Annotated in this window: 26 protein-coding genes and 3 tRNA genes; 7 read left to right on the top strand and 22 right to left on the bottom strand. The window is 68.6% G+C overall.

What is annotated here, in order from left to right:
- The first annotated feature begins 40 nt into the window (after positions 1-40).
- From ASC59_RS14160 to ASC59_RS14150, 3 genes are read left to right on the top strand one after another with little or no spacing between them, the layout of a single operon-like run.
- Positions 41-646 carry a SipW-dependent-type signal peptide-containing protein gene (locus ASC59_RS14160; RefSeq protein WP_055824346.1) on the top strand — a complete coding sequence of 202 codons (606 nt, stop codon included), beginning with the start codon at positions 41-43 and terminating at the stop codon, positions 644-646.
- The gene (locus ASC59_RS14155) at positions 643-1,500 is read left to right on the top strand and encodes a hypothetical protein (protein WP_055824345.1); all 858 of its coding nucleotides are present in this window, start codon (positions 643-645) and stop codon (positions 1,498-1,500) included. The genes ASC59_RS14160 and ASC59_RS14155 overlap by 4 nt, the downstream gene beginning before the upstream one ends.
- Complete coding sequence (locus tag ASC59_RS14150) at positions 1,497-2,138, top strand: signal peptidase I (RefSeq protein WP_235492743.1); 642 nt, start codon at positions 1,497-1,499, stop codon at positions 2,136-2,138. Before ASC59_RS14155 ends, ASC59_RS14150 begins: the two co-directional genes overlap by 4 nt.
- A gap of 39 nt (positions 2,139-2,177) precedes the next feature.
- On the opposite strand, the gene ASC59_RS14145 is transcribed toward ASC59_RS14150, so the two are convergent.
- Complete coding sequence (locus ASC59_RS14145; protein ID WP_055824343.1) at positions 2,178-2,540, bottom strand: A1S_2505 family phage non-structural protein; 363 nt, start codon at positions 2,538-2,540, stop codon at positions 2,178-2,180.
- A 104-nt stretch (positions 2,541-2,644) separates the two neighbouring features.
- Here ASC59_RS14145 and ASC59_RS14140 point away from each other — a divergent pair, with 104 nt between their 5' ends.
- Positions 2,645-4,192 carry an FAD-dependent oxidoreductase gene (locus ASC59_RS14140; RefSeq protein WP_055824341.1) on the top strand — a complete coding sequence of 516 codons (1,548 nt, stop codon included), beginning with the start codon at positions 2,645-2,647 and terminating at the stop codon, positions 4,190-4,192.
- 112 nt (positions 4,193-4,304) lie between these two features.
- Here the strand turns inward: ASC59_RS14140 and ASC59_RS14135 are convergent.
- The 8 genes from ASC59_RS14135 to ASC59_RS17535 form a co-directional block, all read right to left on the bottom strand.
- A tRNA-Arg gene (locus ASC59_RS14135) sits at positions 4,305-4,377 on the bottom strand.
- Between the two features lie 103 nt (positions 4,378-4,480).
- Positions 4,481-5,455: a carbohydrate ABC transporter permease gene (locus ASC59_RS14130; RefSeq protein WP_235492742.1), complete on the bottom strand. Its 975-nt coding sequence runs from the start codon at positions 5,453-5,455 to the stop codon at positions 4,481-4,483.
- A complete protein-coding gene (locus ASC59_RS14125; protein WP_200942409.1) occupies positions 5,452-6,432 on the bottom strand; it encodes a carbohydrate ABC transporter permease in 981 nt (326 codons plus the stop codon). Before ASC59_RS14125 ends, ASC59_RS14130 begins: the two co-directional genes overlap by 4 nt.
- 121 nt (positions 6,433-6,553) lie before the next feature.
- Entirely contained in the window at positions 6,554-7,921 is a 1,368-nt protein-coding gene (locus ASC59_RS14120) for an ABC transporter substrate-binding protein (protein ID WP_055824339.1), read from the bottom strand.
- A gap of 68 nt (positions 7,922-7,989) precedes the next feature.
- Positions 7,990-9,690: a glycoside hydrolase family 13 protein gene (locus ASC59_RS14115; RefSeq protein ID WP_055825607.1), complete on the bottom strand. Its 1,701-nt coding sequence runs from the start codon at positions 9,688-9,690 to the stop codon at positions 7,990-7,992.
- 305 nt (positions 9,691-9,995) lie between these two features.
- Positions 9,996-11,021 carry a LacI family DNA-binding transcriptional regulator gene (locus tag ASC59_RS14110; protein ID WP_055824337.1) on the bottom strand — a complete coding sequence of 342 codons (1,026 nt, stop codon included), beginning with the start codon at positions 11,019-11,021 and terminating at the stop codon, positions 9,996-9,998.
- An 89-nt stretch (positions 11,022-11,110) separates the two neighbouring features.
- The gene (locus tag ASC59_RS14105) at positions 11,111-11,551 is read right to left on the bottom strand and encodes a hypothetical protein (RefSeq protein ID WP_055824334.1); all 441 of its coding nucleotides are present in this window, start codon (positions 11,549-11,551) and stop codon (positions 11,111-11,113) included.
- A gap of 103 nt (positions 11,552-11,654) precedes the next feature.
- Entirely contained in the window at positions 11,655-12,434 is a 780-nt protein-coding gene (locus tag ASC59_RS17535) for a hypothetical protein (RefSeq protein ID WP_082513699.1), read from the bottom strand.
- 358 nt (positions 12,435-12,792) lie between these two features.
- Between ASC59_RS17535 and ASC59_RS14095 the strand changes: the two genes are divergently transcribed.
- Positions 12,793-13,083, top strand: a complete 291-nt coding sequence (locus ASC59_RS14095) for a hypothetical protein (RefSeq protein WP_055824332.1) — start codon at positions 12,793-12,795, stop codon at positions 13,081-13,083.
- 49 nt (positions 13,084-13,132) lie between these two features.
- On the opposite strand, the gene ASC59_RS14090 is transcribed toward ASC59_RS14095, so the two are convergent.
- The 9 genes from ASC59_RS14090 to serS all read right to left on the bottom strand — a co-directional run bounded on the left by ASC59_RS14090 (position 13,133) and on the right by serS (position 20,835).
- Positions 13,133-13,840: an endonuclease/exonuclease/phosphatase family protein gene (locus tag ASC59_RS14090; RefSeq protein ID WP_055824331.1), complete on the bottom strand. Its 708-nt coding sequence runs from the start codon at positions 13,838-13,840 to the stop codon at positions 13,133-13,135.
- Between the two features lie 151 nt (positions 13,841-13,991).
- Positions 13,992-14,696 (bottom strand): SOS response-associated peptidase, encoded by a 705-nt coding sequence (locus ASC59_RS14085; protein ID WP_055824329.1) that lies wholly within the window; start codon positions 14,694-14,696, stop codon positions 13,992-13,994.
- Between the two features lie 152 nt (positions 14,697-14,848).
- On the bottom strand, positions 14,849-15,568 hold the full coding sequence (locus tag ASC59_RS14080) for a spermidine synthase (RefSeq protein WP_055824327.1): 720 nt from the start codon (positions 15,566-15,568) through the stop codon (positions 14,849-14,851).
- 152 nt (positions 15,569-15,720) lie between these two features.
- Positions 15,721-15,809 (bottom strand) — tRNA-Ser (locus tag ASC59_RS14075).
- Between the two features lie 92 nt (positions 15,810-15,901).
- Positions 15,902-17,029: a calcium:proton antiporter gene (locus ASC59_RS14070; RefSeq protein WP_055825603.1), complete on the bottom strand. Its 1,128-nt coding sequence runs from the start codon at positions 17,027-17,029 to the stop codon at positions 15,902-15,904.
- Between the two features lie 61 nt (positions 17,030-17,090).
- Positions 17,091-18,386: an LCP family protein gene (locus ASC59_RS14065; protein ID WP_055824325.1), complete on the bottom strand. Its 1,296-nt coding sequence runs from the start codon at positions 18,384-18,386 to the stop codon at positions 17,091-17,093.
- Between the two features lie 40 nt (positions 18,387-18,426).
- Positions 18,427-18,511, bottom strand: a tRNA-Ser gene (locus tag ASC59_RS14060).
- 213 nt (positions 18,512-18,724) lie between these two features.
- Positions 18,725-19,567, bottom strand: coding sequence for an HAD family hydrolase (locus ASC59_RS14055; RefSeq protein WP_235492741.1), 843 nt, complete (start codon positions 19,565-19,567; stop codon positions 18,725-18,727).
- The gene (gene serS / locus ASC59_RS14050) at positions 19,564-20,835 is read right to left on the bottom strand and encodes a serine--tRNA ligase (protein ID WP_055824323.1); all 1,272 of its coding nucleotides are present in this window, start codon (positions 20,833-20,835) and stop codon (positions 19,564-19,566) included. The genes ASC59_RS14055 and serS overlap by 4 nt, the downstream gene beginning before the upstream one ends.
- A 100-nt stretch (positions 20,836-20,935) precedes the next feature.
- On the opposite strand from serS, the gene ASC59_RS14045 reads away from it, so the two are divergent.
- The gene (locus ASC59_RS14045) at positions 20,936-21,928 is read left to right on the top strand and encodes a diacylglycerol/lipid kinase family protein (protein WP_055824321.1); all 993 of its coding nucleotides are present in this window, start codon (positions 20,936-20,938) and stop codon (positions 21,926-21,928) included.
- Between the two features lie 22 nt (positions 21,929-21,950).
- Here ASC59_RS14045 and ASC59_RS14040 read toward each other — a convergent pair whose 3' ends face one another.
- Genes ASC59_RS14040 through pheA form a run of 3 tightly spaced genes read right to left on the bottom strand, consistent with a single transcriptional unit; the run spans position 21,951 to position 23,941 of the window.
- Positions 21,951-22,196 carry a hypothetical protein gene (locus tag ASC59_RS14040; RefSeq protein WP_055824320.1) on the bottom strand — a complete coding sequence of 82 codons (246 nt, stop codon included), beginning with the start codon at positions 22,194-22,196 and terminating at the stop codon, positions 21,951-21,953.
- Entirely contained in the window at positions 22,193-22,939 is a 747-nt protein-coding gene (locus tag ASC59_RS14035) for a hypothetical protein (protein WP_055824319.1), read from the bottom strand. Before ASC59_RS14035 ends, ASC59_RS14040 begins: the two co-directional genes overlap by 4 nt.
- Positions 22,940-22,942: 3 nt before the next feature.
- The gene (gene pheA / locus ASC59_RS14030; protein ID WP_055825597.1) at positions 22,943-23,941 is read right to left on the bottom strand and encodes a prephenate dehydratase; all 999 of its coding nucleotides are present in this window, start codon (positions 23,939-23,941) and stop codon (positions 22,943-22,945) included.
- 72 nt (positions 23,942-24,013) lie between these two features.
- On the opposite strand from pheA, the gene pgm reads away from it, so the two are divergent.
- The gene (gene pgm / locus ASC59_RS14025; RefSeq protein ID WP_055824317.1) at positions 24,014-25,642 is read left to right on the top strand and encodes a phosphoglucomutase (alpha-D-glucose-1,6-bisphosphate-dependent); all 1,629 of its coding nucleotides are present in this window, start codon (positions 24,014-24,016) and stop codon (positions 25,640-25,642) included.
- A 166-nt stretch (positions 25,643-25,808) separates the two neighbouring features.
- Here the strand turns inward: pgm and ASC59_RS14020 are convergent, their stop codons facing one another.
- A complete protein-coding gene (locus ASC59_RS14020) occupies positions 25,809-26,909 on the bottom strand; it encodes an amidase domain-containing protein (protein ID WP_055824315.1) in 1,101 nt (366 codons plus the stop codon).
- Between the last annotated feature and the right edge of the window lie 10 nt (positions 26,910-26,919).

Here is a 26,919-nt window from a genome sequence, read left to right as displayed (position 1 = left end):
CACGCACCTGACATCACGCACCTGAAGGGAGGAGGAGTTCATGCGCAATCAGAGACAGCTGTCACCGGCAGCCGTTCCGGTGCGCCGTGAGCGCGGCTCCTCCTCCCTTCACGGCCGCATGTCGATTCTCATCGGTGCGATCCTGGCCGTCTGCGCCGTGACCGTCGCCACCTCCGGCGGCACCTTCGCTCTCTGGAACAGCCAGGCGGCGGTATCGCCTGCGACCGTCACGGCCGGATCCCTCAGCCTGACGATCAGCAACCAGAGTCTCGGCGGCCTGGCGACGAAGCTCCTGCCCGGCACGTCGGTGCTCGGCTCGTACGAAGTCGGCTACACCGGTGGCTCCAGCGCCAATCTGGTCGCTGCGGTCGCCGTGAACACCTCGACCCCGACCGGCATGGCGAGCGCGGTCACGCTCACCATCACACCGTCGACGACGACCTGCACCGCGGGAATGACCGGCGGCGTGAGCGGCAAGCTCAACGCGTTCGGTCCGACGGCAGCAGTCGTGCTCCCCGCCACGACCACCGAGGCGAAGACCCGCTACTGCATGGAGCTCAAGCTCGACGCGGCAGCCGGCAACGAACTCCAGAACGGCACCTCGACCTTCACTGTGACCTACACGGCAACCCAGAGGATCCCATGATCCGAGGCGGCATCCGGCGCTCGTCCCGACGCCTGCTCGGTGTCGCGGTGATCGGCCTGCTGGGCGGCGCCGCGATCGTCGGTGCTGCGCCGGCTCCGCCAGCATCCGCGTCTGTGATGGATGCTGTCTCCTTCAGCCGCGACGGCGTCCATTTCGCAGCCCGCGCCCAGGGCGCACTCTTCGCCGGTCTCGGCCCGATCGTTCCCGGCCAACGCGAGACCGCGCGGCTGTGGGTGCGCAATGACGGCTCGTCGCCGCTGGTGATCCGCGTGAACGCGACCGACGTGAGCGTCGATGACGGCGACTACGGCCGTGCCCTGTCACTGCGTGCGACGACGGGGACCCAGTCGACCGCTGAACCGATGACCTTCTCGACCACGGAGAGCTGCTTCATGCTGCTGGGCGAGCAGTACCTCCAGCCGGGAGCGAGCATGCCCATCACCTTCAGGCTCGCCATGGCCGACGTCGGCGGGGCGATCGCGCAGAGTTCGACAGCCGCAGCGACGCTGACCGTCGGCCTGCGCGATGCAACGTCGCCGTGGCTCGACGACGCCGAGTGCGACGGGGACGGCGCCCATCTGCCGGTGCTCGTCGACCCGGATCCCGAGCCCACGACACCGCCATCGTCTGATCCATCTCCGTCCGCGACACCGGACCCGACCGCCTCCGTCGAGCCGACACCGCTTCCTGCGCCGGCCGGTGCCGCAGGCGGTCCGTTCGGTCCGTCCGGCGACTCCCTCTCCTCGACCGGAACCGACGCCCTGACCTGGCTCTCGGCATCCGTCGCCCTCATCGCAGGAGGCGGGCTGGCCCTCCTCCTGCCGTACCGCTCGCGCCGCCGGAGGAACCCGTGACCATCACAGAACCGACATCCCGGCAGACGACCACCGCCGACGACGCGCCCGACGCGCGCCGCGAGCGCGGTCTGCTGCACTATCTCGGCCTGGGTCTGAGCATCGGGCTGCTCGGCCTGGTCGTCGCGCTCGCGGCCCTGCTCATCATCGTTCCCAAGGTGGGCGGGGCGACTCCGCTCACCGTGCTCACGCAGTCGATGGAGCCCTCGCTTCCGCCGGGCACGCTCGTGGTCGTCGGTCCGGTGGAGCCCTCCGAGATCCGGGTCGGCGACGTCGTGACGTACCAGATCCGCTCGGGAGAGCCCGACGTGATCACCCACAGGGTCATCGGCATGACCTCGGCGAGCGACGGCAGCACCTCCTTCACCCTGAAGGGCGACAACAACGCCGTCGAGGATCCGCCCGTCGTCGCCGAGCAGATCAAGGGCAGGCTCTGGTACAGCGTGCCGTTCGTCGGCTACGTGAGCAGCGTCGTCAACGGCGACACCCGCTCGTGGATCGTGCCCGGGCTCGCCATCGCGCTGTTCGGCTACGCCGCCTTCATGGTCGTGTCCGGGGTTCTGGTGTCGATGCGCCGCCGCCGCGAGACCGACGCCGACACCGGCGTCGACACCGGCGCCGACGCCGCGAGCGACTGACGTCTCAGCCGGTCGGTCGCGCTCGGGTGAAAGCGCCCGTCACGCCCGCCGATCGAGCACGCTGACGAAGGCTTCGGGAAGAACGACGTTCTGAGTCGCATCGCTGAAGTACGGGGCGATCTGCTCCGGGGTGTAGCCGGCGATGCCGCATCCGACCTCCGTGACGAGGAAGCGGAGTTCCGGATGCTGCGCGGCGAACTCGAGGAAGGCGGCAACCTGCGTCTCGATGGTGGGCAGTCCACTCATGGTGTCGATGCCGTAGCTGCGGCCCTGCAGCCCTTCGGCCTGGCCCCAGACGGCGCCGAAGTGGTCGGCGGCGAACCTGGCCGCGCCCCCTCCGTGCGCGCCGCTGGCGTTGGAGCCGAACACGAAGATCTCGTTGGGACCGAGGCTGGTGATCATGGGATCCACGATGCTCCGAGGAGGGAACAAGCGCAATGCCCAGCACGCCCGAGCGGCATGCGCAAGCCGTTGCCGAGCGTGACGCGCGAGCCTAGCGTCGCACCATGACCTCCCTCCTGACCCCACCCGGGACCTCGTCCAGGATCTCCCTCTGGAATGCGCGATCACCGGGGATCGAGACGGACCGCCACGGACTCGGAGTCGAGGCGGCGGCCCGCGATGTCGACGAGATCGTCGTGGGAGGCGGCCTCACAGGACTCATCACGGCGCTGCTCCTGGCACGTGCCGGCCGCCGCGTGACCGTGCTCGACGCCCGGAGCATCGGCGCGGTGGCGACGGGCAACAGCACGGCCAAGTTGAGTGTGCTCCAGGGCGCCCACCTCCAGCAGGTGGCGGGCCGGAACACGCCGGGCGTGACGCAGGCCTACGTCGACGCGAACCTGGCCGGCCAGCGCTGGCTGCTCGACTTCGCCGCCCAGCACGGCGTGCCCGTGCAGCGGCGGGCGGCACTCAGCTACGCCGCCACGTCCGACGGCGTCGCCACTGTGGAGAAGGAGTACGAGACCGCCGTCTCCGCCGGGCTGCCTGCGACCCTGCTCGAGGATGCCGGGCTGCCGTTCGTGACGCACCGGGCCGTCCGGCTGGCGGATCAGGCGCAGTTCGATCCCATCCTGGTTCTCGCGGCGCTCGCCTCCGAGTTGCGGGCGGCCGGAGGAACCATCCATGAGGCGACGACGGTTCTGGGTGTCCGCGCCGGGCAGCCCGTTCGGGTGCGCACCACCCGGGGCGAGTACCGCTGCGAGCGCCTGGTGCTGGCCACCGGAACGCCCATCCTCGACCGCGGCCTGTACTTCGCGAAGCTCTCCGCCGAGCGGTCGTACGCCGCGAGCTACAGGGTTCCCGGCGGCGCGCTTCCGCCCGACATGTACCTGAGCGTCGACGATCCCTCCCGATCGATCCGGACGACTCCGGATGCCGGGCCCGACGCGGGGTCCGGGGAGTTGCTGCTCATCGGCGGCAACGGGCACGGGGTGGGCCGGCATCCGTCGCCGGCATCGCTCGTCGACGACCTCGAACAGTGGACGACGACTCATTGGCCGGGAGCCGAGCGCACCCACGCCTGGAGCGCCCAGGACTATGCGACCCCGCACGGTGTTCCGTTCGCGGGGTGGTTGCCCCGCGGACGGGGACGGGTGTTCCTCGCGACGGGCTACAGCAAGTGGGGCATGACGAATGCCGCGCAGTGCGCCATCACCCTCGCGGGCGACCTGGTCGGCGACCTGCCCGACTGGGCGGTTCGGTTGCGGCACCGGATGACGCTTCCGGCGGCCGTCGCCACGGGCATCGGCATGAACGCCGCCGTGGGCAAGCACTACGCGGTCGGCTGGACGAAGGCACTGACCCGACGTCTCCCGGTCGAGGCTCCTGCCGAAGGCACTGGGGTCGTGGGCAGGGTCGGCCTCTCGCCGGTGGCCGCCTCCACCGTCGACGGCGCGACCTGCCGCGTGTCGGGAGTGTGCCCGCACCTCGGTGCCGTGCTGACCTGGAATGACGCCGAGGCGAGCTGGGACTGCCCGGCGCACGGCTCACGGTTCTCTGCGGCCGGCCGACGCCTCGAGGGCCCGGCCACGGTGGGGCTCGCCCGACGCTGAGGTGCCGCACCCCGCAGCGGTCCCGGGGCCTCCATCGCGCCAGGACGGAGTGAGAACGCACTCGTGCGACCGAGCCGACGAGAATGGCCCCGTCCGAAGACGGGGCCTGCTGTGCGCCCGGAGGGATTCGAACCCCCAACCTTCTGATCCGTAGTCAGATGCTCTATCCGTTGAGCTACGGGCGCATGTTCTCCGCCGGCCAACCGGCCGGAAGCAACCTACAGACTATATCCCAGACAGTGGCGTCTCACCAATTCGAGGGGCGGATGCGCAGCTGCGCGGCATCCGTCAGCCCTTCACGGCACCGCCGAGTCCGGCACTGCGCAGGAAGAGCCGCTGGAAGACGAGGAACAGCGCGACCGGGATGATCGTCGAGATGGCGAGCGCGGCAAGGAACACGTCGAGCTCGGTCTGCGACTGCACCGCGGGCAGACGCACCGACAGCGGTTGCACCGCGGGATCGGGCAGCACGAGCAGCGGCCAGAGGAAGTCCTTCCAGGCGGCGATGATCGCGAAGACCGACACCACGCCGAGGATCGGGCGGGACATCGGAAGCACGATCGACCAGAACACGCGGAACGGTCCGGCGCCGTCGGTCTTCGCCGCCTCGAACACCTCACGCGGCAGGTTGTCGAAGAACCGCTTGACCAGCAGGATGTTGAACGCGTTCGCCGCGGCGGGCAGCCAGACGGCCCAGTAGGTGTTGAGCAACGAGGTTCCGATGACCGGCGGATGCAGGATGGTCAGGTACAGCGGCACGAGCAGCACGACCGCCGGAATGAACATCGTCGCGAGCACGGCCATATTGAGGATCGGCGCGTACTTGGGCTTCAGTACGGAGAGGGCGTAGCCGGCCGTCGTGGCCACGAGCACCTGGAACAGCCACGATCCTGCGGCGATCACCAGCGTGTTCACGAAGTACTGGTCGATGTGCACGTCGTTCCACGCCGACGACAGATTCGCCCAGTCGATGCCGTTCGGCCACAGCTCGAACGGATGCTGCAGCGTGTCCTGCGTGGGAGTCACGGCGGCCTTCGCCAGCCACAGGATCGGTCCGAGTCCTGCGACGACCAGTCCGACGAACAGCACGACGTGCACGCCGGCCATGGAGGCCCGCACGCCGCCGCGCCGCCGTTCGTACTCCGAGAGCACGCCGCGGTCGGTCTCGTCGTCGAGCGACTTTCGCACCTTCTTCCGGCGGCTCTTCGTGTCGGGGATCAGTGCACGGCGGCCTGCGGCATCCGAGCTCACACTGGTGGTCAATTGGTGCTCCATCGTTCGGTCAGCTTGAAGTACGCCCAGCTCATGAGGCCGAGGAAGATCGCGAGCATGAGACTCAGCGCCGTCGCCTCGCCGTAGTCGCCGCCGAGGGAGTTCTGGAAGGCGTAGCGGTAGATCAGCAGCAGGATCGTGAGGGTCGCATTGTTCGGCCCACCCCCTGTGAACAGGTAGGGCTCGAGGAACACCTGCGATGTCGCGATGATCTGCAGGATGAGCATGATGAACAGCACGCCGCGCAGCTGGGGCATCGTCACGTGCCAGACCTTGCGCCAGACGCCGGCGCCGTCGACCTCCGCGGCGTCGTAGAGCTCCGGCGGCACGCTGATCAGGGCGGCGAGGTAGATGATGATCGATCCGCCGGCCGCGGCCCAGGTGGCCTCGATCACGAGCGACGGCATCGCGGTGACCGCGCTCTGCAGCCACGGCTGCGGCGGGATGCCGACCCAGCCGAGCATGGTGTTGAACACGCCGTTGGGGCTGGCGTCGTAGAAGACCTTCCAGAGGAGCACGGCCACGACGGGCGGGATGACCACGGGCATGTACGCGAGGGCGCTGTAGAGGCCCTTCCCCCGCTTGACCTCGCTCATGAGCACGGCGAGGAAGAGCGGAATCGGGAACCCGAAGACGAGCGCCAGCACGGCGAAGTAGAGGGTGTTGAGAATGGCCGTGCCGAGGTTCGGGTCGCTGAGCACGCGTTCGAAGTTGTCGAGGCCGACCCAGGTGGCAGGCTGCACCAGGTTGGTCTTCTGGAAGCTCATGATGACCGACTGCACGATCGGCGACCAGCTGAACACCGTGAAGACGACGAGCATCGGGGCGAGGAAGATCAGGTTCGACAGCCCGCCTCCGCGCACCCAGGTGGCCGGATTGCGCTTCCGGCGCCGTCGGACGGCGACGGATGCCGGCGGGTCGGCGGGAGGAGCGTCTCTGACCACGGGCGGATCATCCGTGACTGTCATGGTGGCTGGTTCCTTCGTATGGGGCGGCGATGACCCTGGTGCGGCTGCGGGCGGGGTGCGGCGGTGCGGATGCCGGCTCCCGGCGCGTGCGCTGGGAACCGGCATCCGTCACCGAATCGGCCTACTGTCCGTCGAGGAGCGCCTGCGCGTCGGAGTCGGCCTTCGTGAGAAGGGCGTCGACGTCGGCGTTCTCGTCGGTCAGCACGGCCTGGATGACGTTGTCGAGGAGGCCGTAGATGGGCTGGGTCTGACCCTTGAACTCGCCGACGGGCGTCTGGTCGAAGATGCCGTCGAAGAATCCGGCCATCTGATCCGTCGGCACGTTGACGTAGGGCTTGATCCACTCCTGCTGCTGGTCGTAGGTCGCCTTGTCGAGCACGGGCAGGACCGGGGTCCCGACCGCCTGGTCGCTGTCGGCGAGAGCCTGGGCATCGGCCTGGGCCGCCTTCTCGTTCAGCAGCTTCTGCATGTAGTACCAGTCGATCCACTTCACGCCGGCGGCCTTGTGGGCGTCGTCGATCTTCGGGCTCATCACGGCGATGTCTCCGCCGCCCAGCACGCCGGCCTCAGCGCCTTCGGTCGGGATCACGGTGAGGCCGTACTGCTCCGGCTTCATGGAGAAGTCGCGTACGAGAGCCGTGTAGACGTCGGACCCGCTGGTGTACATGCCGAGGTTGCCCGCGGCGAACTCCTGGTTGATGCTTCCCCAGTCGAGCAGGAAGTTGTCGCCCATCGAGTCGTCGTCCCAGCGCAGGTCGTGGAAGTACTCGAGGGTGTCCTTCGTTCCCTCGTTGTTCAGCGTCGACGTGTAGGTGCCGTCGCCGTTGTCCGTCTGCATCTCGGCGCCGCGCGAGATCGACTGCGCCGTGAGCTGCCAGCCGCCGGTGTTGCCCATCGTCATCGTGGCGTAGCCGGCCTTGCCCGTCTTGTCCGAGATGGCCTTGGCGGCGGCGCGCACCTCGTCCCAGGTGGTCGGCGGCTTGTCGGGGTCGAGGCCCGCAGCGGTGAACAGGTCGCGGTTGTAGTGCAGGCCCATGGCGTAGGCCTGGCGCGGGAAGCCGAAGATGCTGCCCTCGTCATCCTGAACCTCCCCGAGGATGATCGGGTTGAACTTGTCGGCGTATCCGAGGTCGGTGACCTCCTTCGTGACGTCCATGAGCTGGCCGTTCTCGAGCAGCGTCTTGGTGTCGGTGAACGGCACCGTGAAGACATCGGGCAGGCTTCCGCCGGCGAGCTGCGCGGCGAAGGTCGGTGCCTTCCATTCGTACTCGACGCCGATGACGTCGATGTCGGGGTTGAGCTTCTCGAACTGCTTCTCCTGAACGGCGAAGGCGTCGTAGGCCGCCTGATCCGCTCCGGGCGGGAAGGTGGCGACGCGGAGCTCGAGCTTTCCGCCGTCGTCACCCGATCCGGTACCGCAGCCGGCGAGTGTGCCGACCAGGGCGAGCGCGGCGAATGACGCGATCGCGACCTTGGCTGCTGACTTCATTGTCTTAGGTCCTTTCGGTGCTGTGTTGCTGGGGTGTGGTGGTGGGTTGGTGCCGGGGTGGTGGTGCTTCATACGGCCGGATGCTCCGAACCGCCTCTGCGGTCGGCTGCCGTGATGCGCAGCCAGGCCGTGGAGTCTGTGGGCAGCAGTCCGCCGTCGAGCGGGATGCTGGCGAGCAGGACGCTCTCGTGCGCTGGCAACTCGACGGCTGCATCCGAGAGGTTGGTCACGCAGAGGAAGTGCTCGCCGCGGGTGAAGGCGAGTACCCCGGGTCGGCCGCCGAGCTGCCACGCGAGGGTTCCGTCGCCCAGCTCCTCCTCCTGCCTGCGGATGCGGATGGCCTCCCGGTAGAGCCTGAGCATGGACTCGGGATCGGCCTCCTGCGCCTCGACCGTGATGGCGGACCAGTCGTCGGGCTGCGGGAGCCAGGGGCCGCTGGCCGCCTGCGCCGGGCTGAAGCCGAACGGTGCAGCCGTCCCGCGCCAGGGCAGGGGCACGCGGCATCCGTCTCGCCCGGGATCGACGCCGCCGGAGCGGAAGTGCATGGGATCCTGCAGCAGGGTGGTGGGCAGTTCGACCTCGGGCAGGCCGAGTTCGTCGCCCTGATAGATGTAGAGCGATCCGGGCAGGGCCGCCGTGAGCAACGCGGCCGCTCGGGCCCGGCGGGTGCCGAGGACGAGGTCGGTCGGTGTGCCGAAGCGCTTCTTCCCGAACGCGAACGACGAGTCCTCGCGACCGTAGCGCGTGACCGGGCGCGTCACGTCGTGGTTCGACAGCACCCAGGTGCTCGGAGCACCGACGGGGGCGTGCGCCGCGAGCATCAGGTCGATGGATGCGCGGAACTCGTCCGCTCCCCACGGGCGGGACATGAAGTCGAAGTTGAACGCCGTGTGCATCTCGTCGGGTCGCAGGTAGTCGGCGAAGCGCTTCGCATCCGGAACCCAGACCTCGCCGACGAGCACGCGGGTGCCCTCGTAGGAGTCCGCGATGCGGCGCCAGGCCCGATAGACCTCGTGCACCTCGTCGCGGTCCTCGGTGGGGTGCTCCCCCGGACCAGGGTTCTCGGGCACCTCGGCGAGGGTCGGATCCTTGATGAGCAGGCCGGCCGAATCGATGCGCACGCCGGCGACACCACGGTCGAACCAGAACCTCAGGATGTCCTCGTGCTCGGCGACGACGTCGGGGTGATTCCAGTTGAGGTCGGGCTGCTCGGGGGTGAACAGGTGCAGGTACCACTCGCCCGGAGTGCCATCCGGGTTGGTCGTGCGCGTCCAGGTGTCGCCGGCGAAGTTCGACACCCAGTGGTTCGGCATCTCGTCGCCGTTCTCGCCGAGGCCGGGGTGGAACCAGAAGCGGTCTCGCTCCGGCGATCCCGGGCCGGCGGCGATGGCCGCGCGGAACCAGGGGTGCTGATCGCTGACGTGGTTCGGGACGATGTCGATGATGGTGCGGATGCCGAGGGCCAGGGCCTCGCTGATGAGGAGTTCGGCCTCGTCGAGCGTTCCGAACGCCGGGTGGATGTCGCGGTAGTCGCTGACGTCGTAGCCACCATCGGCGAGCGGCGACGGGTACCAGGGGTTGAACCAGATGGCATCGACGCCCAGGTCCTTCAGGTACTGCAGGTGCTGTCGCACGCCGCGCAGGTCGCCGGTTCCATCGCCGTCGCTGTCGGCGAAGCTGCGCACGTAGACCTGATAGATGACGGCGCTGCGCCACCACAGGGCATCGGATGACGCCTGCTCCGGCTTACCGGCATCGAGTACGGACATGGTCACTCGGAGGACTCCTCATCGCGTCTGGCACGGATGTCGTGCGCACCGCGAAGGGCTGTTTTACGAGCGACTCCATCGGCGTGAAGTTGAACGTAGTGTTTGTAACAGATTGACGCAACAATTCAACAAAGCGTAAGCAGCTTGCTCGGATGTGCGTAAAGATTCATGCAAGTGGATCGCAAGCGGCCCGATGGTCGAGTAGGCCGCGAGCGCAGCGAGCAGCAGTATCGAGACCACACCGGACGCAGAGACCCGCGGCTCGGACCTGGTTTCGATACGCGTCCGACTCCGTCGGGCGCTACTCAACCAGCGGAGCGCGCTGCGACCGCTGCGGGCCCCGTCGAGGCCCGCACCACCAACTCGGGCGCGAACAGCAGCTCGTCGGTCACCGGGGCTCCGCTGGTCATCTGCCGCATGAGCAGCTCCACGATCATCCGGCCCATCGATTCGATCGGCTGCCTCACCGTGGTGAGCGGAGGCTCGGTGCAGTTCATCAGCGCCGAGTCGTCGTAGCCGATCACGGAGATGTCCTCTGGCACGCGGAGCCCCGCACGGCGCACCGCGCGCACTGCGCCGAGCGCCATCGGATCGCTGGCGCACACCATCGCCGTGACGCCCTCCTTGAGCAGCCTCGTCGCGGCGGCCTGTCCGGCCTCGAGGGAGTAGAGCGAGTGCACGATGCGCCGCTCGGGCAACTCGAGGCCCGTGGTGCCTGCGATCCGCGCGGCCGCCTCGAGCTTCCGTCTGGACGGCATGTGGTCGGTCGGGCCCAGCAGGATGCCGATCTCGCTGTGGCCGAGCTGCATGAGATGACTGAACGCCTGCTCCATCGAGACGCGATCGTCGCACGAGACGGTGGCGAAGTCGAGGTCGGGCACCGGCGCATTCACGAGCACGGTGGGGAGGTTGAGCTCTCGCAGGCGCTCGTAGTGATCGTGGGAGGTGTCGGCCTGGGCGTAGGCGCCGCCGACGAAGATGACGCCCGAGACCTGCTGGTGCAGCAGCAGCTCCACGTAGTCGGACTCCGAGATGCCGCCGGCCGTCTGGGTGCAGAGAACCGGGGTGTAGCCGTTCTGCGCGAGTCCGCCGGAGATCACCTCGGCGAAGGCGGGGAAGATCGGGTTCTGCAGCTCGGGCATGACGAGCCCGACGAGGCGGGCTCGTTCGCCGCGGAGCTTGGTCGGGCGCTCGTAGCCGAGCACGTCGAGGGCCGTGAGCACCGTCCGTCGGGTGGCCTCCGAGACCCCGGGCTTGTTGTTGAGCACGCGGCTGACCGTGGCTTCACTGACTCCGACCTTGCGTGCGACATCCGCCAACCGTCTCGACATGCCCGCAAGTGTACGACTGAATCACGCAAACAGACGCGCCCCCGACCTCCCGTCGGAACGGGAGGTCGGGGGCGCGTGGCCTGAACTGACTACTTCTTCGCGCTGCAGGCGTCGTTGACAGCGGCAGCCGCGTCGGAGATGTCGGTCATCGCCTTGGTCTGCGCGTCGGCGTCGAGCTGCTCGGGATCGGTGGGAACCGTCTCGATGTAGTCCTCGCCGGCGTCGAGGGCGTCGCTGAAGCCCTCGAGGGCCTTCTCGACGTCCTTGTTGTCGTCCCAGTCGTCGGAGAGGGTGTCGACGCGATCGCCGAGTCCGTCGAAATACGTCTTGGCGTCGGCCTGGCCGGCGGAGAGGTCACCGGCGAGGGTGTTCTGCGCGCCGTTGTTGATGTCGCGCACCTCGGACCGGAGCGTGTCGCAGTTCTGGGCGGAGGCGGTGGAGTCACTCGAGGAGCCGCTGGCGCAGCCCGTGAACAGCAGGGCCGCGGAGACGGCGAGGGCGGCGACGATGGCCGGGCGGGTTGTCTTCATGGAATTGATCCCCTTGTGTTGCGGATGGAACGGATGTTGCAAAGCAACAAGCCTACGCTCCACCCTCCGACACCGCCTCGGCCGGCCATCGCCGTGGAGCGGCTCAGTACCAGTTGACCGACTGGCTGTGGCTCCAGGCCGCGCACGGCGAGCCGTAGCTGCCGGCGATGTAGCCGAGTCCCCAGGTGATCTGGGTCGCGGCGCTCGTGGCCCAGTCGGCACCGGCCGTCGCCATCTTCGAGCCGGGCAGGGACTGCGGGATGCCGGTGGCCCCCGAGCTGGCGTTGCTGGCGTTCACGTCCCAGCCGGACTCCTTGGTCCACAGGCTGTCGAGGCACTGGAACTGGTCGTCTCCCCAGCCGTACTGGCTGGCGGCGAGCTGGCGGGCAGTGGCGCGCGCGCCGTCGGGAGTGTTCGCGACGCGAGCCGCCTCCGCTGCTGCGGCCGCAGCGGCATCGGCTGCGCTCACGGCGGCGGCGGTCTGGGCGGCGGCCGCCTGGGCGGCATCCGTCAGCGCGACGGTACGACCGACGCTGAGCAGCTTGTAGTCGGCGAGCTGCGAGACGGTGGTCTCGAGCTCGGTCGCGTCGACTTTCGACTCGGCCGAGGCGATCACGGCGTTAGCGCTGGTGATCGTGGCCCGAGCCGCGCTCTGCGCCTTGTAGGCGGCGATGTCCTCGTAGAAGGAGAGGTGGTCGTTGTCGAGAGCGCCCTGCTGGGAGAGGGCGGCGGTCTCGCGCTGGGCGGCGGCCTGATCGGTCGTGGCGTTGGCGATGAACGGGGCCGAGAGGATGCTTCCGGCGGCGACGAGGGCGATGGCGGTCGTCGCGATGATGCGGTTGCGGCGGGCGCGCGGGGGAATCGTGTTGATGTGGCGGTGCACGGGGGTCCAATGCTCTTGCTTCCCTGCTGCGGGCGATGCGCTGCGCTCCGGCAGGCACGGGCCGCGGTGCGCACGTCGGTGCAGCACGCAGGCTGGATCTGGCTCGGGGGATCGGGGCTCCCGGCCGGCGCGGAGAGCCGCGCGACTCTGCCACTGCCGCGCGAGGCGCGATCAGTGGCAGAGCGGTCATGCCGATGGGGGGATCGGCACGCGCTCACAACGATAGGCAGCCGCCCTGAGGGAGTTCTGTGCTGGGGCTGCGACACCCCTGTGAGCGTGCACACTCAGCGCCTGCACGCGACCAGCCAGCCATCGGGCTCGAGTTGCGGCATCCGAGTTTCGAAACTATGTTCGAGACATGGGACAGAACCGGCGCTACGGCAGTGACATCACCGACGAAGCGGTGCACGAGATGGCGACACGGCCGCAGCCCATTTCGCTGGGCAAGGCGGAGCTCGGCGACGAGCCGGTCAAGGAGGCCGATCGACCCATCGCCGTCTCGGCGTGGGTGCGCTTCCCCGAGTCGCCGATCCGCGTGCGCTGTACGGCCATCGCCTGGACCAGCAAGGCGGTGCGGGTCGAGTTCACCATGAAGGACGGCGCCGTGCGCCGGGCGTGGGTGTGGGCATCGGCGGTCGAGCGCGTCTAGCCCTGCCGTCCCGCCATCGGAGCCCGGAGCCGGGTGAAGTCGGCTGAAGTCAGCTGGCTTCGGCTTCTGCGCTCGCCGATGCTGCGGCATCCGCGTAGCTCGATGTCACCAGGATGGGCAGGTGATCAGACGATCCGCGGGGCAGGGTCACGACGCTCTCGATCGTGAGACCCACGGATGTCGCCAGGTCGAAGTGGCCGCGGAACACCTTGTAACGCGTGTAGGTGCGGCTGTCGCTGAGCGTCAGGTCGTAGCCCGAGGCGGTGATCTTGTCACTGAGCCCCGCCTTGAAGACCGGGTAGTTGTAGTCGCCGACCATGAGCACCGGGAGGCCGGGGCCCATCAGCTGCATCTCGGCGAGAGCGGCGTGGATCTGCTTGCGACGCAGTGAGTTCAGCGCGGTGAGCGGTGCGGCGTGGAAGGAGGCCACGACCAGCTCCCGGCTGTGCTCCTCGTCGCGGAGGCGCACGGCGATGAGCCTCTCGTGCGCCGGCTTGGCCACCCTGTCGTACAGCGAACGCTTGAGCTCGAAGGCCCTCGTCGCCTGCACGGTGAACTGCCTGTTCCGGTGGTAGACGGCGAGGCCGAGCCTGTTGCGGGCGGTCGCGTCCGACAGGTGCAGATCGCCGATGAACTCGGGGAGGGCTCGGTCGTCGCACTCCTGGAGGCACAGCACGTCGGGAGAGTGACGCTGCACGATATCCGTCAACTCGCCGATAGCGCGGTGCTTCCGGAGGTTGTAGCTGATGACCTTCACGGTGTCTTCTTCTCGTTTCTCGGCGGACTCGACCAGCCTACGGCGATGAGTGTCCGACATCTGAACCCGACCTGTGCAGAGCCTGAAAAGTGTGAAGCCCGCGCATCGCGAGTGCCGCGCTCCGGATGCCCCTTGGAGCGCGGCCGACGACTCAGCCCAGCGGATCGATCAGCGTCGGGTCGGCCGGGTCGACCTTGCGGGTGTTGTTCACCTTGGGATCCACCTCGTACGTCGTGATGGTGGCTGCCACCTTCTCCGACTCGGAGTCGAGCAGAGCGAGCAGGTGCTCCTTGCCTCCATCGTCGAGCTTGACGGGGGCGAGGTACTCGTCCCAGACGTCGCGCTCGAGGAAGACCGGCATCCGATCGTGGATCTCGCCGGAGGCATCCCGAGCCGCCCTGGTGATGATGGCCGTCGACACCACCCACTCGTCATCGACCTTGCGCGCCGTCGCCAGGCCGGCGGCAGCGAGCAGCCTGTCCGGGCCGTGGATGAAGTGCGCCCGCTTGTGTCCGGGCTCTCCCTCCCACTCGTAGTATCCGCGCATCGGCACGATGCAGCGCGAGCCGGCGAAGGCGCCCTTCCACATGCCGTTCGTCGCCACGGTCTCGATGCGGGCGTTGAAGTTCGGCCGCTTGGAGTCCTTGATGAATGACGGGTGGAAGTCCCACACCGCCGGCTCGACGCTGCGGGTGATCTCGCCGGTGTCGTGATGCTGGCGCTCGCGCACGATGGGCACCACGTCGGTCGGCGCCAGCGAGTACGTCGGGCGCCAGTCCCTGTAGTCGTTCCCCTGCGCCACGAATTCCTGGATGAGCTCGTCGACTTTCGCGTCGTTGGCGAATCTTCCGCACATGAGGCCAGTCTGTCCGAGATGCGGATGCCGGCACCAGTGCCCGCTCGCCACCTGTGGCCGCCCGACCCTCGCCCGCTCGCCACCTGTGGCCGCCCGCCCCGATGCGGCCACAGATGGCGAGCGGATGCGTTGGGCGGCCGGGCACGGATGCGTCAGGGGGTCCGGGTGCGCGCCACGTAGACGGTGTTCGACGACGTGCCACCCGTGATCGGGTTGGCGAAGTCGATGATGTGCGCCGCGGTGTCGACGAAGACGCCCTCCATCGTCGCCAGGAACTCCTCGTCGGGCGGGTCGTCCGACCACAGCGCGAACACCCCGCCCTCGACGAGGTGGCGGGCGAGCGAGCGCAGACCGAGCGCCGTGTACAGGTCGGCGTGGCTCGGGTCGAGCTGGTGCCGCGGGGAGTGATCGACGTCGAGCAGGATGACGTCGTAGCGGGCGGCATCGTGCTCGGGCGCGCGGCGCATCAGCGCGAAGAAGTCGTCGAGCACGAGGCTGGTGCGGGCATCCGTCGTCAGCGATCTCGAGACCGGGAGCAGACCTGCTTCGTGCCAGGCGATGACGGCGGGCATGGTGTCGATCACCGCCAGCGTGCGCACCCGCGGGTCGCGCAGCGCTGCGATCGCCGTGTAGCCCAACCCCAGCCCGCCAACGAGCACGTCGAGCGACGCCGCTTCCTCGCCGACGGATGCCGCGAGCCCGAGGGTCGCCAGCTCCTCCTCGGCGACGGTGAACAGGCTGGACATCAGGTACTCGTCGCCGAGCTTCACCTCGAAGACCTCCACGCCGAGCGACGGCTCGACACGCCGCCGCAGACTGAGGTCGCCCATCGCGGTCTGCTGCCAGTCGAGTTCCTCGAAGCGTGCGCTCATTGGGCTCATCATCCTCCCCTTCCGTCGGCGCGGCAGTTCCGGTCGGATGGCGCGCAGCATTCCAGCCACGAGTGCGTCAGCGCCGACCCGGTCGACATGAGGGCGAGACACAAAATCCCCGCCTGAGAACTGAGTTCTGATCGGGGATTGCGCGGAGACGGAGGGATTTGAACCCTCGGTACCCTTTCGGGTACTCCACCTTAGCAGGGTGGTGCACTAGGCCGAACTATGCGACGTCTCCTGAGTGCTCGCGAGCGAACACACCTCAGCAATCATAACCGCACATCGGCCTACGCCAGAATCCGAGAGGCGGGGCCGCCGGATGAACAGCGCTCAGGGCGAGATCGACAGGAAGATGAATGCCGCGAAGATCACCAGGTGCACGCCGCCCTGAAGCCTGGTCGCGCGCCCGGGCACGAGGGTGAGGATGCTCACCAACAGGGTGAGCACGAGCAGCACGATCTGAGTCGAGCCCAGCCCGAGCGCCAGCGGCCCGGCGATGAAGAACGAGGCCACCGCCATGGCCGGGATCGTGAGGCCGATGCTCGCCATCGCGGAACCCAGCGCCAGGTTGAAGCTCGTCTGCATCTTGTTCTCACGGGCGGACCGCACGGCGGCGATGCCCTCGGGAAGCAGCACGAGGAGAGCGATGACCACCCCGACGAAGGAGGGCGGGAATCCGACGGCGGCGACTCCGGCCTCGATCGAGGGCGACTCGAGCTTCGCCAGGCCCACGACGGCGACCAGGGAGACGAGGAGGAGCCCGAGGCTCGAGAGCGCCGCACGCCGCGACGGGGTGCTGCCGTGCTCGTGCGCATCCGCGGTGCGACGCTTCTCGCCCTCGGTCACGACGGGCACGAACATCTCGCGGTAGCCGACGGTCTGCGCCGCGACGAACATGCCGTAGAGCACGACGGAGGCGATGGCGACGAAAATCAGCTGCGGCGGGCTGAAGACGGGGCCCTGCGCCGAGGTGAACGTGGGCAGCACCAGGCACAGTGTCGCGAGGGCGACCACCGTGGCGAGCGCGCCGCCCGTGCCCTCGGCATTGAACTTCACCGGACCGTGCTTGAACGCCCCGAGCAGGAGGGCGATGCCCACGATGCCGTTGAGGGTGATCATGATGGCCGCGAACACCGTGTCACGCGCCAGGGTCTCCGAGCCCTCGCCTCCGGCGGTGACCAGCGTGATGATGAGCGAGACCTCGATGACCGTCACGGACACGGCCAGGATGAGCGAGCCGAACGGCTCCCCCACTGCATGGGCAAGCACTTCGGCGTGATGCACGGCGGCGAGGACGACGGCCGCCAGCACGACGGCGATCAGGGCCACGACGATGCCGTTGAGGTCACGCCCCCATCCGGCGACGAGGAGCACCACCCCGAGCACCGGGACGACGATCGGCAGCCAGCGCTGCAGGCGGCCCGGAGTGGCGGTCGATGGCGTACCGGTCGATGGCATGTCGGGGGTCTCGGTGTCGGGAGCCGGGGATGTCATCGGTCGGTGCCGCCTTCGGATCGAACTACTGGTCGTCGAGTGTTCGGCCGCTCGAGCAGGTGTACTGCCCGGCCGTCTGGCCCTTCGCGTCGAGCTCGGTCTTCGTCGTCGGCGCCTTCGTCGGTGCCTTGGTCGGTTCGGGGGCGTCGGTGGACGGCTCCGGATCGGCCGAGGGTTCCTCGGTCGGCTCTTCGGTTGCGGCCGGCTCCTCGGTGGCTGCCGGCGCGTTCGGGTCGGCGACGGATCCGCCGGTGTCACCCGTGAGAGCGATCGGCTGGTCGGCCAGGAGTGCGGCGTTGAGAGCGGCTGCCGGCTCTTCGAGCGGCTCGACGCCGCCGTCGGTGCTTCCCGTCGGGTACTGCACGAACACGACGTTGTTCAGGTCGATGTCCTTCAGCGCCATGGCGATGGAGACCATCGTGTCCATGTTCTGCAGGCTGTTCGAGAGCTTCATGTTGCCGAGCGCGGCCTTCGCCAGCGAGTACAGCTTCACGGGGTTCGTCAGCGTGTCGGCGCTCTTGATGGTGCGCACCAGCGAGGAGAGGAAGACCTGCTGGTTCGAGATGCGGGTGAGGTCGCTGCCGTCGCCGACGCCGTGCCGGGTGCGCAGGAACTGGAGTGCCGCGAGGCCGGACAGCGTGTGCTCTCCGGGGTCTAGGTACGTGTCGGTGTGGTCGTCCTCGATGCGCTCGGCGACGCAGACGGGAACGCCGCCGACGGCATCCGACATCGCGATGACGCCGTTGAACTGCACTTCGGCAGCGAACGGGATGGAGAGGCCGGTGAGCTGCTCGACAGTGAGCACCGTGCAGGCGAGGCCGCCGTAGCCGAGGGTGGTGTTGATCTTCTGGCTGCTCATCGCGTCGAAGGTGCCGCCGTTGGGGTCGGGGCACTCGGGGATGGGCACGAACATGTCGCGGGGGAAGCTGACGACGGATGCGCTCGAGTGGTCCTGCGCGATGTGGAGCAGCATGGTGACGTCGTTCAGGTCACCGCTCTCCTCGCCGTAGCCGTCGCCCTGGCCCTCGCGGCTGTCGCTGCCGACGAGCAGCACGTTGGCTCCGCCGTCGATGGCGCCGATCTGCGGGATGGCACCGAGGGTCTTCTCGTTCTCGAGCGTGACACCCGGGCTCACGGCCGAGGCGAGGCTCAGCCCTGCGATACCCACGACCGAGAGTCCTGCGACGAACACGACCGCCATCGCGGCGGCCAGCGCCTTGAACGCCGTCGCCGTGGCGCTGGACCGCTTCAGCCGTCCGTGCCGAGCCACACCCGGGGTCTTCAAGGCCCGGCGGGAGTGATGGCGAAGATCGTCGCTCACACAGTTCCTCTCGGTAGTCGGTTGCCTCGTCCTGCTTGTGCGGAGGGCGTGGGATTCGAACCCACGAGACATCTCTGCCCACCAGTTTTCAAGACTGGCTCCATCGGCCGCTCGGACAGCCCTCCATGTCCATCTCGGGCGCATTCACTTTCGTGAACGGGGGTGGCTCGAAACGAACAGGGCTTGATTCTAGCCGATGACAGTTCGGGACAGACTCCCAGACCTACCTGCGAAGGCTCTGCATGGGTGCCGTCAAAACGCCATGTGATCAGCATCCGCGGGCGACTGATGCCACCAGGGGCACGCGTCTCGCACCCGCATCCGTGACCCGAAAGGGGTCAGCCGGCGAAGGTCTCGAGCGCCCGCGCGAGGCCGTCTTCGTGCACCGAGGCTGTGATCTCGGTCGCCACCTGCTTCACCTCGTCGGGAGACTGACCCATCGCGACGGCGCGACCCTCCACGCCCGCCCAGCGGAACATGTCGATGTCGTTGCGACCGTCGCCGGCCGCGAACACCCGGGACCGGGGGATGCCAAGGCGCTCGCGCACCCGCTCCAGGCCGGTGGCCTTGTTGACGCCGTCAGGGGCGATGTCTAGCCAGGCCGTCCAGCCGATGGCATAGGTGACCTGGTGCAGCCCCATGCCCTCGACGATGGAGAGGAACTCCTCGAGGTCGTGGTCGGGCGACACGACGACGACGCGTGTCGCCGGCTGCTCCGAGAGCTGCTCGAACGTCGCGAGCCGCGCGTTCTCGAGGTTCCACTCCGTCATCCCGTCGGTGTAGAGCCGGAAGCCCACAGGGTCCTCGACCATGAACCGACCTGTCGGCAGGTGGGTGCGGATGCGCTCGAGAACGGGTCCGGGATCGAAGGTCTCGACGTGGGCGCGCCTGTAGCCGTCGGGCTCGGTCTCGTCGCGCTCCATGACGAGCGCGCCGTTGGAGCAGACGACGAACTGGGGAGCCAGCCCCAGATCCTCGAGCACCGTCTTGGACGCCGCCCAGCTGCGACCCGTGGCGAGCATGACCTCGTGCCCGAGCTGCTGCACGCGTGTGATCTCATCCCGCACGGCGACACTCAGCGTCTCGTCCTCGTGGAGCACGGTTCCGTCGACGTCGAGGGCGATGAGCCATCGCTCGGATGCTGCCACGGGAGTGATGTCGTCGTCGCTCGCGGCGATCATCGGCGCGCAGCCGGCTCGAGGACCTCGAGGCCGCCGAGGTAGGGCCGCAACGCCTCCGGCACCCGCACCGAGCCGTCGGGCAGCTGGTGGGTCTCGAGGATGGCGACGATCCACCGTGTGGTGGCGAGCGTGCCGTTGAGCGTGGCGACGGGAGCCGTCTTGCCGCTCTCGGTCCTGTAGCGGGTGTCGAGGCGGCGAGCCTGGAAGGTGGTGCAGTTGCTCGTGGAGGTGAGCTCGCGGTAGGCGTTCTGGGTCGGGACCCAGGCCTCGACATCGAACTTGCGGGCGGCGCTCGACCCCAGGTCGCCGGCCGCGGTGTCGATGACGCGGTAGCTGAGCCCCAGCGACTGCAGCATCTCCTCCTGCAGCGCCAGCAGACGGGCGTGCTCGGTCTCGGCCTCGTCCGGCGTGATGTAGCAGAACATCTCCAGCTTGTTGAACTGGTGCACGCGGATGATGCCGCGGGTGTCCTTCCCGTGGCTGCCGGCCTCGCTGCGGTAGCAGGTGCTCCAGCCGGCGTAGCGGAGCGGGCCCTTCTCCACGTCGATGATCTCGTCGGAGTGGTACCCGGCGAGCGCGACCTCGCTCGTTCCCGTGAGGTAGAGGTCCTCCTTGGGGAGGTAGTAGACCTCGTCGGAGTGGGCGCCGAGGAATCCGGTGCCCTGCATGATCTCGGGCTTGACCAGTGTCGGCGTGATGAGCGGAACGAATCCCGCGGCCATGGCACGATCGAGCGCCATGTTCATCAGCGCGATCTCGAGTCTGGCCCCGATGCCCTTGAGGTAGTAGAAACGGGCGCCGCTCACCTTGGCCCCGCGGCCCATGTCGATGGCGTCGAGGATCTCGCCGATCTCGAGGTGGTCGCGCGCCGGGAAGTCGAACGTGGGGATCCCGCCGACCTCGCGCAGGGTGACGAAGTCGTCCTCACCGCCGGCAGGAACGCCGTCGATGATGACGTTGCCGATGCCCCGAACGATCTCGTCGAAGCGGGCGGCGGCATCCGTCGCCGTCTGGTTCGCCTCCTTGACCTGCGCGGCGAGCTGCTGCACCTCGGCGACAAGCGCCTTCTTCTCCTCGGGAGCCGCCTGGGCGACGCGCTTGCCGAAGGCGTTCTGCTCGGCGCGCAGCCGCTCGAACTCCGAGATGGCCGCGCGACGGATGCCGTCGGCTTCGAGGGCGGCATCGACGAGGGCCGGGGAGTCGCCGCGGGCCTCCTGCGAGGCCTTGATGACGGCAGGGTTGTCGCGGAGGAGTACGGGATCGATCACGGTCGTCAGTCTACAATCGCGCCCAGCGCCGCCCCTCGCCCGGCCGTGCAGCCCCGGAACGACGGACCGACCCGCAGACCCATGCAATACGGTGGGACCCATGTCAGCAGCCGCGCCCAGGGCCCCTCGGGCGGCAGTGATCCTCAACCCGATTAAGGTGGATCGGGCGGCTCTCCGAGCTGTCGTCGCACGGCACTCGGACTGGCACGGCTGGGCCGACCCGCTGTGGTTGGAGACCTCCATCGAGGACCCGGGCAGCGGCGTCGCCGCCCAGGCGATAGCGGCGGGGGTGACCACGGTGCTCGTCGCCGGTGGAGACGGAACCGTGCGCGCCGTCGCCGCCGCCCTCAGAGGAAGCGGCGTGCCGCTCACCCTCGTTCCATCGGGAACGGGCAACCTCCTCGCCCGCAACCTCGACCTGCCGCTCGGCGACCTCGAGTTCTCGGTGCGGCTCGCCTTCGAGGGCACCGAACGGCCGATGGACGTCGGGATAGCCTCGGTCGTCACCGTCGACGGAGCATCCAGCGACCATGCCTTCGTCGTGATGGCCGGACTCGGCCTCGATGCCGACATGATCGCGACGGCCAATCCGCAGCTGAAGAAGAAGGTGGGCTGGCTGGCCTACGTCGACTCCGGCATGCGTGCCCTGCCGAAGGCGAAGCGCTTCAGGCTGCGGTATGCGATGGGTGACGAGGAGCACCGCCATCACGCTCACATCAGCACCGTGCTCATCGGGAACTGCGGCATGCTTCCCGGCAACATCCTGCTCTTCCCCGACGCGCGCATCGACGATGGCATCCTCGATATCGCGATGATGCAACCGCGCACCCTGTTCGGCTGGCTCGACGTGTGGCGCAGGGTCGCATGGGAGAACCGCGTGATGCGTCCGTTCGCCTTCGGCAGGCGCATCATCAAGCTCACGGATGCGGCTGCTCCTGCCACGATGACCACCATGCGCGGCCCGCGCATCTCCATGCAGCTCGAGGAGCCGCGGGTGTTCGAGCTCGACGGAGACGAGGTCGCGGTGATCAGCTCGATGACGGCCTGGGTCGAGGACGACGCCCTCATCGTGATGGTGCCCCCGCTGGTGTAGCGCCGGTCGCTCCGCTCGGCCCTCAGCGAGCTGAGGAGGAGCGCACAGCCGCGTAGGCCAGCAGAGCCAGCCCGCTCGCGAACAGCAGCACTGCGGATGCCGGCAGCACCAGCGCCTGCTGAATGCTGATCACCGCCCAGTCCACGCCCGCGTAGTCCTCCTGTCGGCGCTGCCCCGGCATCATGGCCGACAGGCCGGCCGCTCCGACGGCGCAGCCGACGACGCCGATCAGCAGACCGGCCCAGAGGGCTGCGAGCCAGCGGTTCACAGCTCGTCGATTCCGTAGGCCGCGGCATCCGGATCGGCGCGGTCTGGGTTGTCGGCCAACCAGCCGAGGGCGCGGGACAGAGTGAGCGCGACGAGACCGAGTAGCCCCACCATGACGGCGGGCGGTGCGATGACCCACGCCGCAACGACGAAGGCGTCGCCGAAGGCCGAGACACCGAACCCGCCACCGGGGGTGTTGACGGCGGCCTGCACGATGACCACGGCGCCTCCCACGACGAGCGCCACGCAGGCGATCCAGAGGGCCACGAGGTACGGATTGCGACCAACGGATGCCGGCGAGCCGACGGTCGGAACGACCGACGGGTCGTCGTCGTCGACCGCGGCGGGGTCGGGAACGGCCGGCGCGGCGGCCGGCCGAGCGTCCCTCGCCGGCTGCACCGGAGTGCGCGCAGCCGGTCGCGAGACGGGGGCGTCGATCGGGCGCGGGATCCCGGCCTTGACCGTCGATGAGAATGCCGGGCGATCATCGACCTCGTCCGCCGCGATCGGTCGTCGCACCTGCTGGTGCCGCTCGGGGTCGTAGCCACGCTGGAACCGGGGATCGAAGCGCGGATCGATGCCGGCCCGGCGCTTCTCCTCGGCCCGCTGCTCGGTGGGCGCGGGCGCTCCGGCCGACGCGGGGGCGCTGTACCCGCGCTGGAACCGGGGATCGAAGCGCGGGTCGAGCCCCTCATCGGTCACGGCGTCTCCGTCGTGGCCGTGCACATCCTCGTCAGCGGCCATCGCTCACATTCCCGGTGCGGCATCCGTCGCGGATGCGGTCTCGGCCGTCTGCGGCTCGCCTGTCACCAGTCCTCGCAGCCAGTCCCGCGCCTCGATGAACACCTCGTCCTCGTAGCGTGATGTGAACTCGATCTGCTGCTTGTCAGCCCGGGGATAGGAGCCCAGGAAGATGACCTGCGGACTGAACCGGCGAAGACCGAGCAGCGCGTCGGCCACCCGCTCGTCGAGGATGTGGCCGTCGGCGTCGATGACGAAGCGGTAGCGCCCGAGGGCGTCGCCGATCGGACGCGACTCGAGCAGGCTCAGGTTGACTCCCCGGGTGGAGAACTGCTCGAGCATCTCGAGCAGGGCACCGGGGTGATCGTCGGGAAGCTCGACGATGAGGCTCGTCTTGTCGGCACCCGTCGGCGCCGGAATGGAGACCTCACGGCCGACGAGCACGAACCGGGTCACGGCGTTGGGGTTGTCGCCGATGTCCTCGGCGAGCACCTCGACGTCGTAGTGGTTCACGATGCCGGGAGGGGCGATGGCGGCATCCGCCTGCGACGTGAGGAAGAGTTCGGACGCCGCGGCGACGTTGCTCGTGGCGGGGATGTGCCCGTGGGCCGGTAGGGCGGTCTCGAGCCAGCCGCGGGTCTGGGCGTAGGCGACGGGATGGGCGTTGATGACGCTGACCATGTCGATGGTCGTGCCGCGGCGGGCGACCAGCACGAAGTTCACCGGAACGAGGTACTCGCCGATGATGCGCAGGCCCGAGACGTTGGCGAGGGCGTCCTGGGTGGCCGAGACCCCGCCCTCGATCGAGTTCTCGATGGCGATCATGGCTGCGACGCTGCGGCCGCTGGTGACGTCGGCGAACGCCTCCCCCACGTTGTTGACCGGCCGCCAGGTCTTGCCGGCCGCCGCCTCGACCTGCGCCAGCGCGGCCTCGGTGAAGGTGCCGGCCGGTCCGAGATAGCTGTAGGTCTCGGAGGCGGCGTCGGCGGAGGGCTCGTCTGGCATGGGCATAGCCTAGCCACGAGGTGCGCCGCTACGCCCTCGAAATGCGACGCGTGCGATGCCAGACTGAGCACTATGACGGATCGCGCAGGAACGCCGGCCAAGAAGTCCGACCTCATCGATGTCGAGGCTCTCATCCACGCCTACTACGAATTGAAGCCCGACCCCTCGATACCCGAGCAGCGGGTGGTGTTCGGCACCTCCGGCCATCGCGGGAGCTCCCTCACCACCTCGTTCAACGACTGGCACATCGCGGCGACCACCCAGGCCATCGTGGAGTACCGCACGGCCCAGGGCATCACCGGTCCGCTGTTCATCGGAGCCGACACCCACGCCCTCAGCGCTCCGGCGATGACGACGGCCCTCAGCGTTCTCGTCGGCAACGGCGTGCAGGCCATGGTCGACGAGTACGACGACTGGGTGCCGACACCGGCCGTGTCGCTCGCCATCATCACCTGGAACAACGACGCGGCCCACCGCGCCGCCGGCGAGACTGCCGACGGGATCGTCGTCACCCCGAGCCACAACCCGCCGACCGACGGCGGCTTCAAGTACAACCCGCCGCACGGTGGTCCGGCCGACTCCGACGCCACCAGCTGGATCGCGGCGCGCGCCAACGAGATCATCGCCGACGGCATGCACGCTGTGAAGATGGCAGAGCCGAGCGCCGTCCAGACGTATGACTACCGCGGCATGTACGTGGCGGACCTCGCCAACATCATCGACTTCGACGCGATCAAGCGCAGCGGCATCCGCATCGGTGCCGATCCCCTGGGCGGGGCATCCGTCAACTACTGGGGAGCCATCCGCGACTTCTACGGCATCGATCTCACGGTGGTCAACGAGGCCGTCGACCCGACGTGGGAGTTCATGACGCTCGACTGGGACGGGAAGATCCGCATGGATCCGTCGAGCCCGTCCGCCATGGCCAGCGTGCTGAAGCACCAGAGCGAGTACGACATCCTCGCGGGCAATGACGCCGATGCCGATAGGCACGGCATCGTGACGCCCGACGGCGGGCTCATGAACCCGAACCACTATCTCGCCGTCGCCATCGAGTACCTCTACGGTCACCGCGGTGGGTGGCGACAGGATGCGGCCATCGGCAAGACGCTGGTGTCGTCGAGCATGATCGACAGGGTGGCCGAGCACCTCGGCCGCCGCCTCTGGGAGGTGCCCGTCGGCTTCAAGTGGTTCGTGCCCGGTCTCATCGACGGCTCCGTCGGCTTCGGCGGGGAGGAGAGCGCCGGCGCGAGCTTCCTGCGCTTCGACGGCACGGCCTGGACGACGGACAAGGACGGCATCCTGCTCGCGCTGCTGGCATCGGAGATCCGAGCCGTGACGGGTCGCAGCCCGTCCCAGCTGTACGCGAAGCTCGTCGAGAGGTTCGGCGACCCCGCCTACGAGCGCATCGACGCCGAAGCGACGCCCGCCCAGAAGGCGGCGCTCGGCAAGCTCGACGGCGACGCCATCACCGCCACCGAACTCGCGGGCGAACCGATCACGGCGAAGCTGTCGAAGGCGCCGGGCAACGACGCCGCCGTCGGCGGTCTCAAGGTGGTGAGCGAGAACGCCTGGTTCGCGGCTCGCCCCAGCGGCACCGAGGACGTCTACAAGATCTACGCGGAGTCGTTCCTCGGCGAGGACCACCTGCGCCAGGTCCAGGCGGAGGCGCGAGACATCGTGGACGGCGCGATCAGCTAGGAGCACACCGGTGATCGAGTAGTGCCCGCGTCCCCGCTGATCGAGTAGTGACCGACGCAGTCGACACGTATCGAGATCACGCCGATGCCCGCCCCGGCGCCGGACGTGGTCTCGATACGCCTGCTCGCTGCGCTCGCGGGCTACTCGACCAGCGGGGCAGAGGAGGTCAGGCCTGGTTCTTGATGCCCCAGAACTGCACCGTGCCCCCGCCGGTGGCGAGCGCCTCGTCGACGTCCCAGTAGTCGGAGTCCTTCGTGTGCCCGGCCACGTACACCTTCACGCCGTCATCGGTGTGATCGACTCTGGTCACCGTGGTCGTGTGGTCGAGGTCGCCGGAGCCGTCCCAGTCGAACTGGGCGATGTCGCCGACCTTCACGTTGGTGCGGTCGCCACCGAGGTAGGTCGCACGCTCGGGGTGGGCGCCGAGATAGCCGTAGAGCGCCGTCGAACTGATCCACGAGGAACTCGTCTGCCCGTCGTCGGCGTACCACCAGTCGGCATCCATGGTCCAGCCGCGAGCGATGAGGCCCTGGCTGGCGAAGTTGGCGCAGTCCGCCCCGTCGATCGACATGAAGTACTGCGAGTTGTAGTTCGACCAGTACGTGAGCACGTAGTTCGTCTGCGCGGTGATGTGCTCGTCGGGCGTGTAGCTGAAGGTGAGGGCGGGCTCGGCCGCACCCTTCACCTTGAGGTCGGCGAGGGTGGTCGCCGGCGTGACGTCGAGGGGGACGGCGGTACCCGCGGCGTCCAGCACGGTGATGGGAACCGTTCCCTCCGAGTAGCGGGGCGCCGCCGGAGCGGCGACGGTCACGGTCTCATCCGTCGCCGACAGCACGGGTGCGGCCTGACCTCCGATGGTCACGGATGCGACGTCGGTGAGGTTCGCGCCGGACAGGGTGATCGTCGTGCCGCCGGTCACCGGGCCGGACGTGACCACGGGCAGCGCGTCGATGACGGGGCTGCCGTCATCGACGGGGGTCGGCGTGGTGACCGGGGTGATCGTCGCCTTCCGCTTCGTGTCAGCCACGGCGCTGCCGGATGCAGCCGCACGGGCTGGAGCGTCGGTCGCCGAGGCGCCCGCCGTCGCTCCGAGCGTCAGTGCGCCCGCTGTGACGCTCAGCGCGAGGCCGCAGCTGACCAGCGCCGTACCCGCCGTGAAGGGCGAGTGCGAGGCGTGCTGGCCGCGGCGGTGACGACGAGAAGCGATGAGACGGAGGGTGGAGAAGAGGGTGGGCCGGGTGGGGGTCCAGGTGGAGCGGTGGAGCATTGAGTGAATT

The sequence above is a fragment of the Leifsonia sp. Root1293 genome (assembly GCF_001425325.1).
GTDB lineage: Bacteria > Actinomycetota > Actinomycetes > Actinomycetales > Microbacteriaceae > Orlajensenia.
This window is presented reverse-complemented; position numbering and strand designations above follow the sequence as displayed.

What these genes read in the sequence shown, in the direction of transcription:
- ASC59_RS14160 (WP_055824346.1), top strand. Translation starts at nt 41, where the DNA reads ATGCGCAATCAGAGACAGCTGTCACCGGCAGCCGTTCCGGTGCGCCGT.
- ASC59_RS14155 (WP_055824345.1), top strand. Translation starts at nt 643, where the DNA reads ATGATCCGAGGCGGCATCCGGCGCTCGTCCCGACGCCTGCTCGGTGTC.
- ASC59_RS14145 (WP_055824343.1), bottom strand. Translation starts at nt 2,540, where the DNA reads ATGATCACCAGCCTCGGTCCCAACGAGATCTTCGTGTTCGGCTCCAAC.
- ASC59_RS14140 (WP_055824341.1), top strand. Translation starts at nt 2,645, where the DNA reads ATGACCTCCCTCCTGACCCCACCCGGGACCTCGTCCAGGATCTCCCTC.
- ASC59_RS14125 (WP_200942409.1), bottom strand. Translation starts at nt 6,432, where the DNA reads ATGACAGTCACGGATGATCCGCCCGTGGTCAGAGACGCTCCTCCCGCC.
- ASC59_RS14120 (WP_055824339.1), bottom strand. Translation starts at nt 7,921, where the DNA reads ATGAAGTCAGCAGCCAAGGTCGCGATCGCGTCATTCGCCGCGCTCGCC.
- ASC59_RS14115 (WP_055825607.1), bottom strand. Translation starts at nt 9,690, where the DNA reads ATGTCCGTACTCGATGCCGGTAAGCCGGAGCAGGCGTCATCCGATGCC.
- ASC59_RS14110 (WP_055824337.1), bottom strand. Translation starts at nt 11,021, where the DNA reads ATGTCGAGACGGTTGGCGGATGTCGCACGCAAGGTCGGAGTCAGTGAA.
- ASC59_RS14105 (WP_055824334.1), bottom strand. Translation starts at nt 11,551, where the DNA reads ATGAAGACAACCCGCCCGGCCATCGTCGCCGCCCTCGCCGTCTCCGCG.
- ASC59_RS14095 (WP_055824332.1), top strand. Translation starts at nt 12,793, where the DNA reads ATGGGACAGAACCGGCGCTACGGCAGTGACATCACCGACGAAGCGGTG.
- ASC59_RS14085 (WP_055824329.1), bottom strand. Translation starts at nt 14,696, where the DNA reads ATGTGCGGAAGATTCGCCAACGACGCGAAAGTCGACGAGCTCATCCAG.
- ASC59_RS14080 (WP_055824327.1), bottom strand. Translation starts at nt 15,568, where the DNA reads ATGAGCGCACGCTTCGAGGAACTCGACTGGCAGCAGACCGCGATGGGC.
- ASC59_RS14070 (WP_055825603.1), bottom strand. Translation starts at nt 17,029, where the DNA reads ATGCCATCGACCGGTACGCCATCGACCGCCACTCCGGGCCGCCTGCAG.
- ASC59_RS14055 (WP_235492741.1), bottom strand. Translation starts at nt 19,567, where the DNA reads ATGATCGCCGCGAGCGACGACGACATCACTCCCGTGGCAGCATCCGAG.
- ASC59_RS14045 (WP_055824321.1), top strand. Translation starts at nt 20,936, where the DNA reads ATGTCAGCAGCCGCGCCCAGGGCCCCTCGGGCGGCAGTGATCCTCAAC.
- ASC59_RS14035 (WP_055824319.1), bottom strand. Translation starts at nt 22,939, where the DNA reads ATGGCCGCTGACGAGGATGTGCACGGCCACGACGGAGACGCCGTGACC.
- pheA (WP_055825597.1), bottom strand. Translation starts at nt 23,941, where the DNA reads ATGCCAGACGAGCCCTCCGCCGACGCCGCCTCCGAGACCTACAGCTAT.
- pgm (WP_055824317.1), top strand. Translation starts at nt 24,014, where the DNA reads ATGACGGATCGCGCAGGAACGCCGGCCAAGAAGTCCGACCTCATCGAT.
- ASC59_RS14020 (WP_055824315.1), bottom strand. Translation starts at nt 26,909, where the DNA reads ATGCTCCACCGCTCCACCTGGACCCCCACCCGGCCCACCCTCTTCTCC.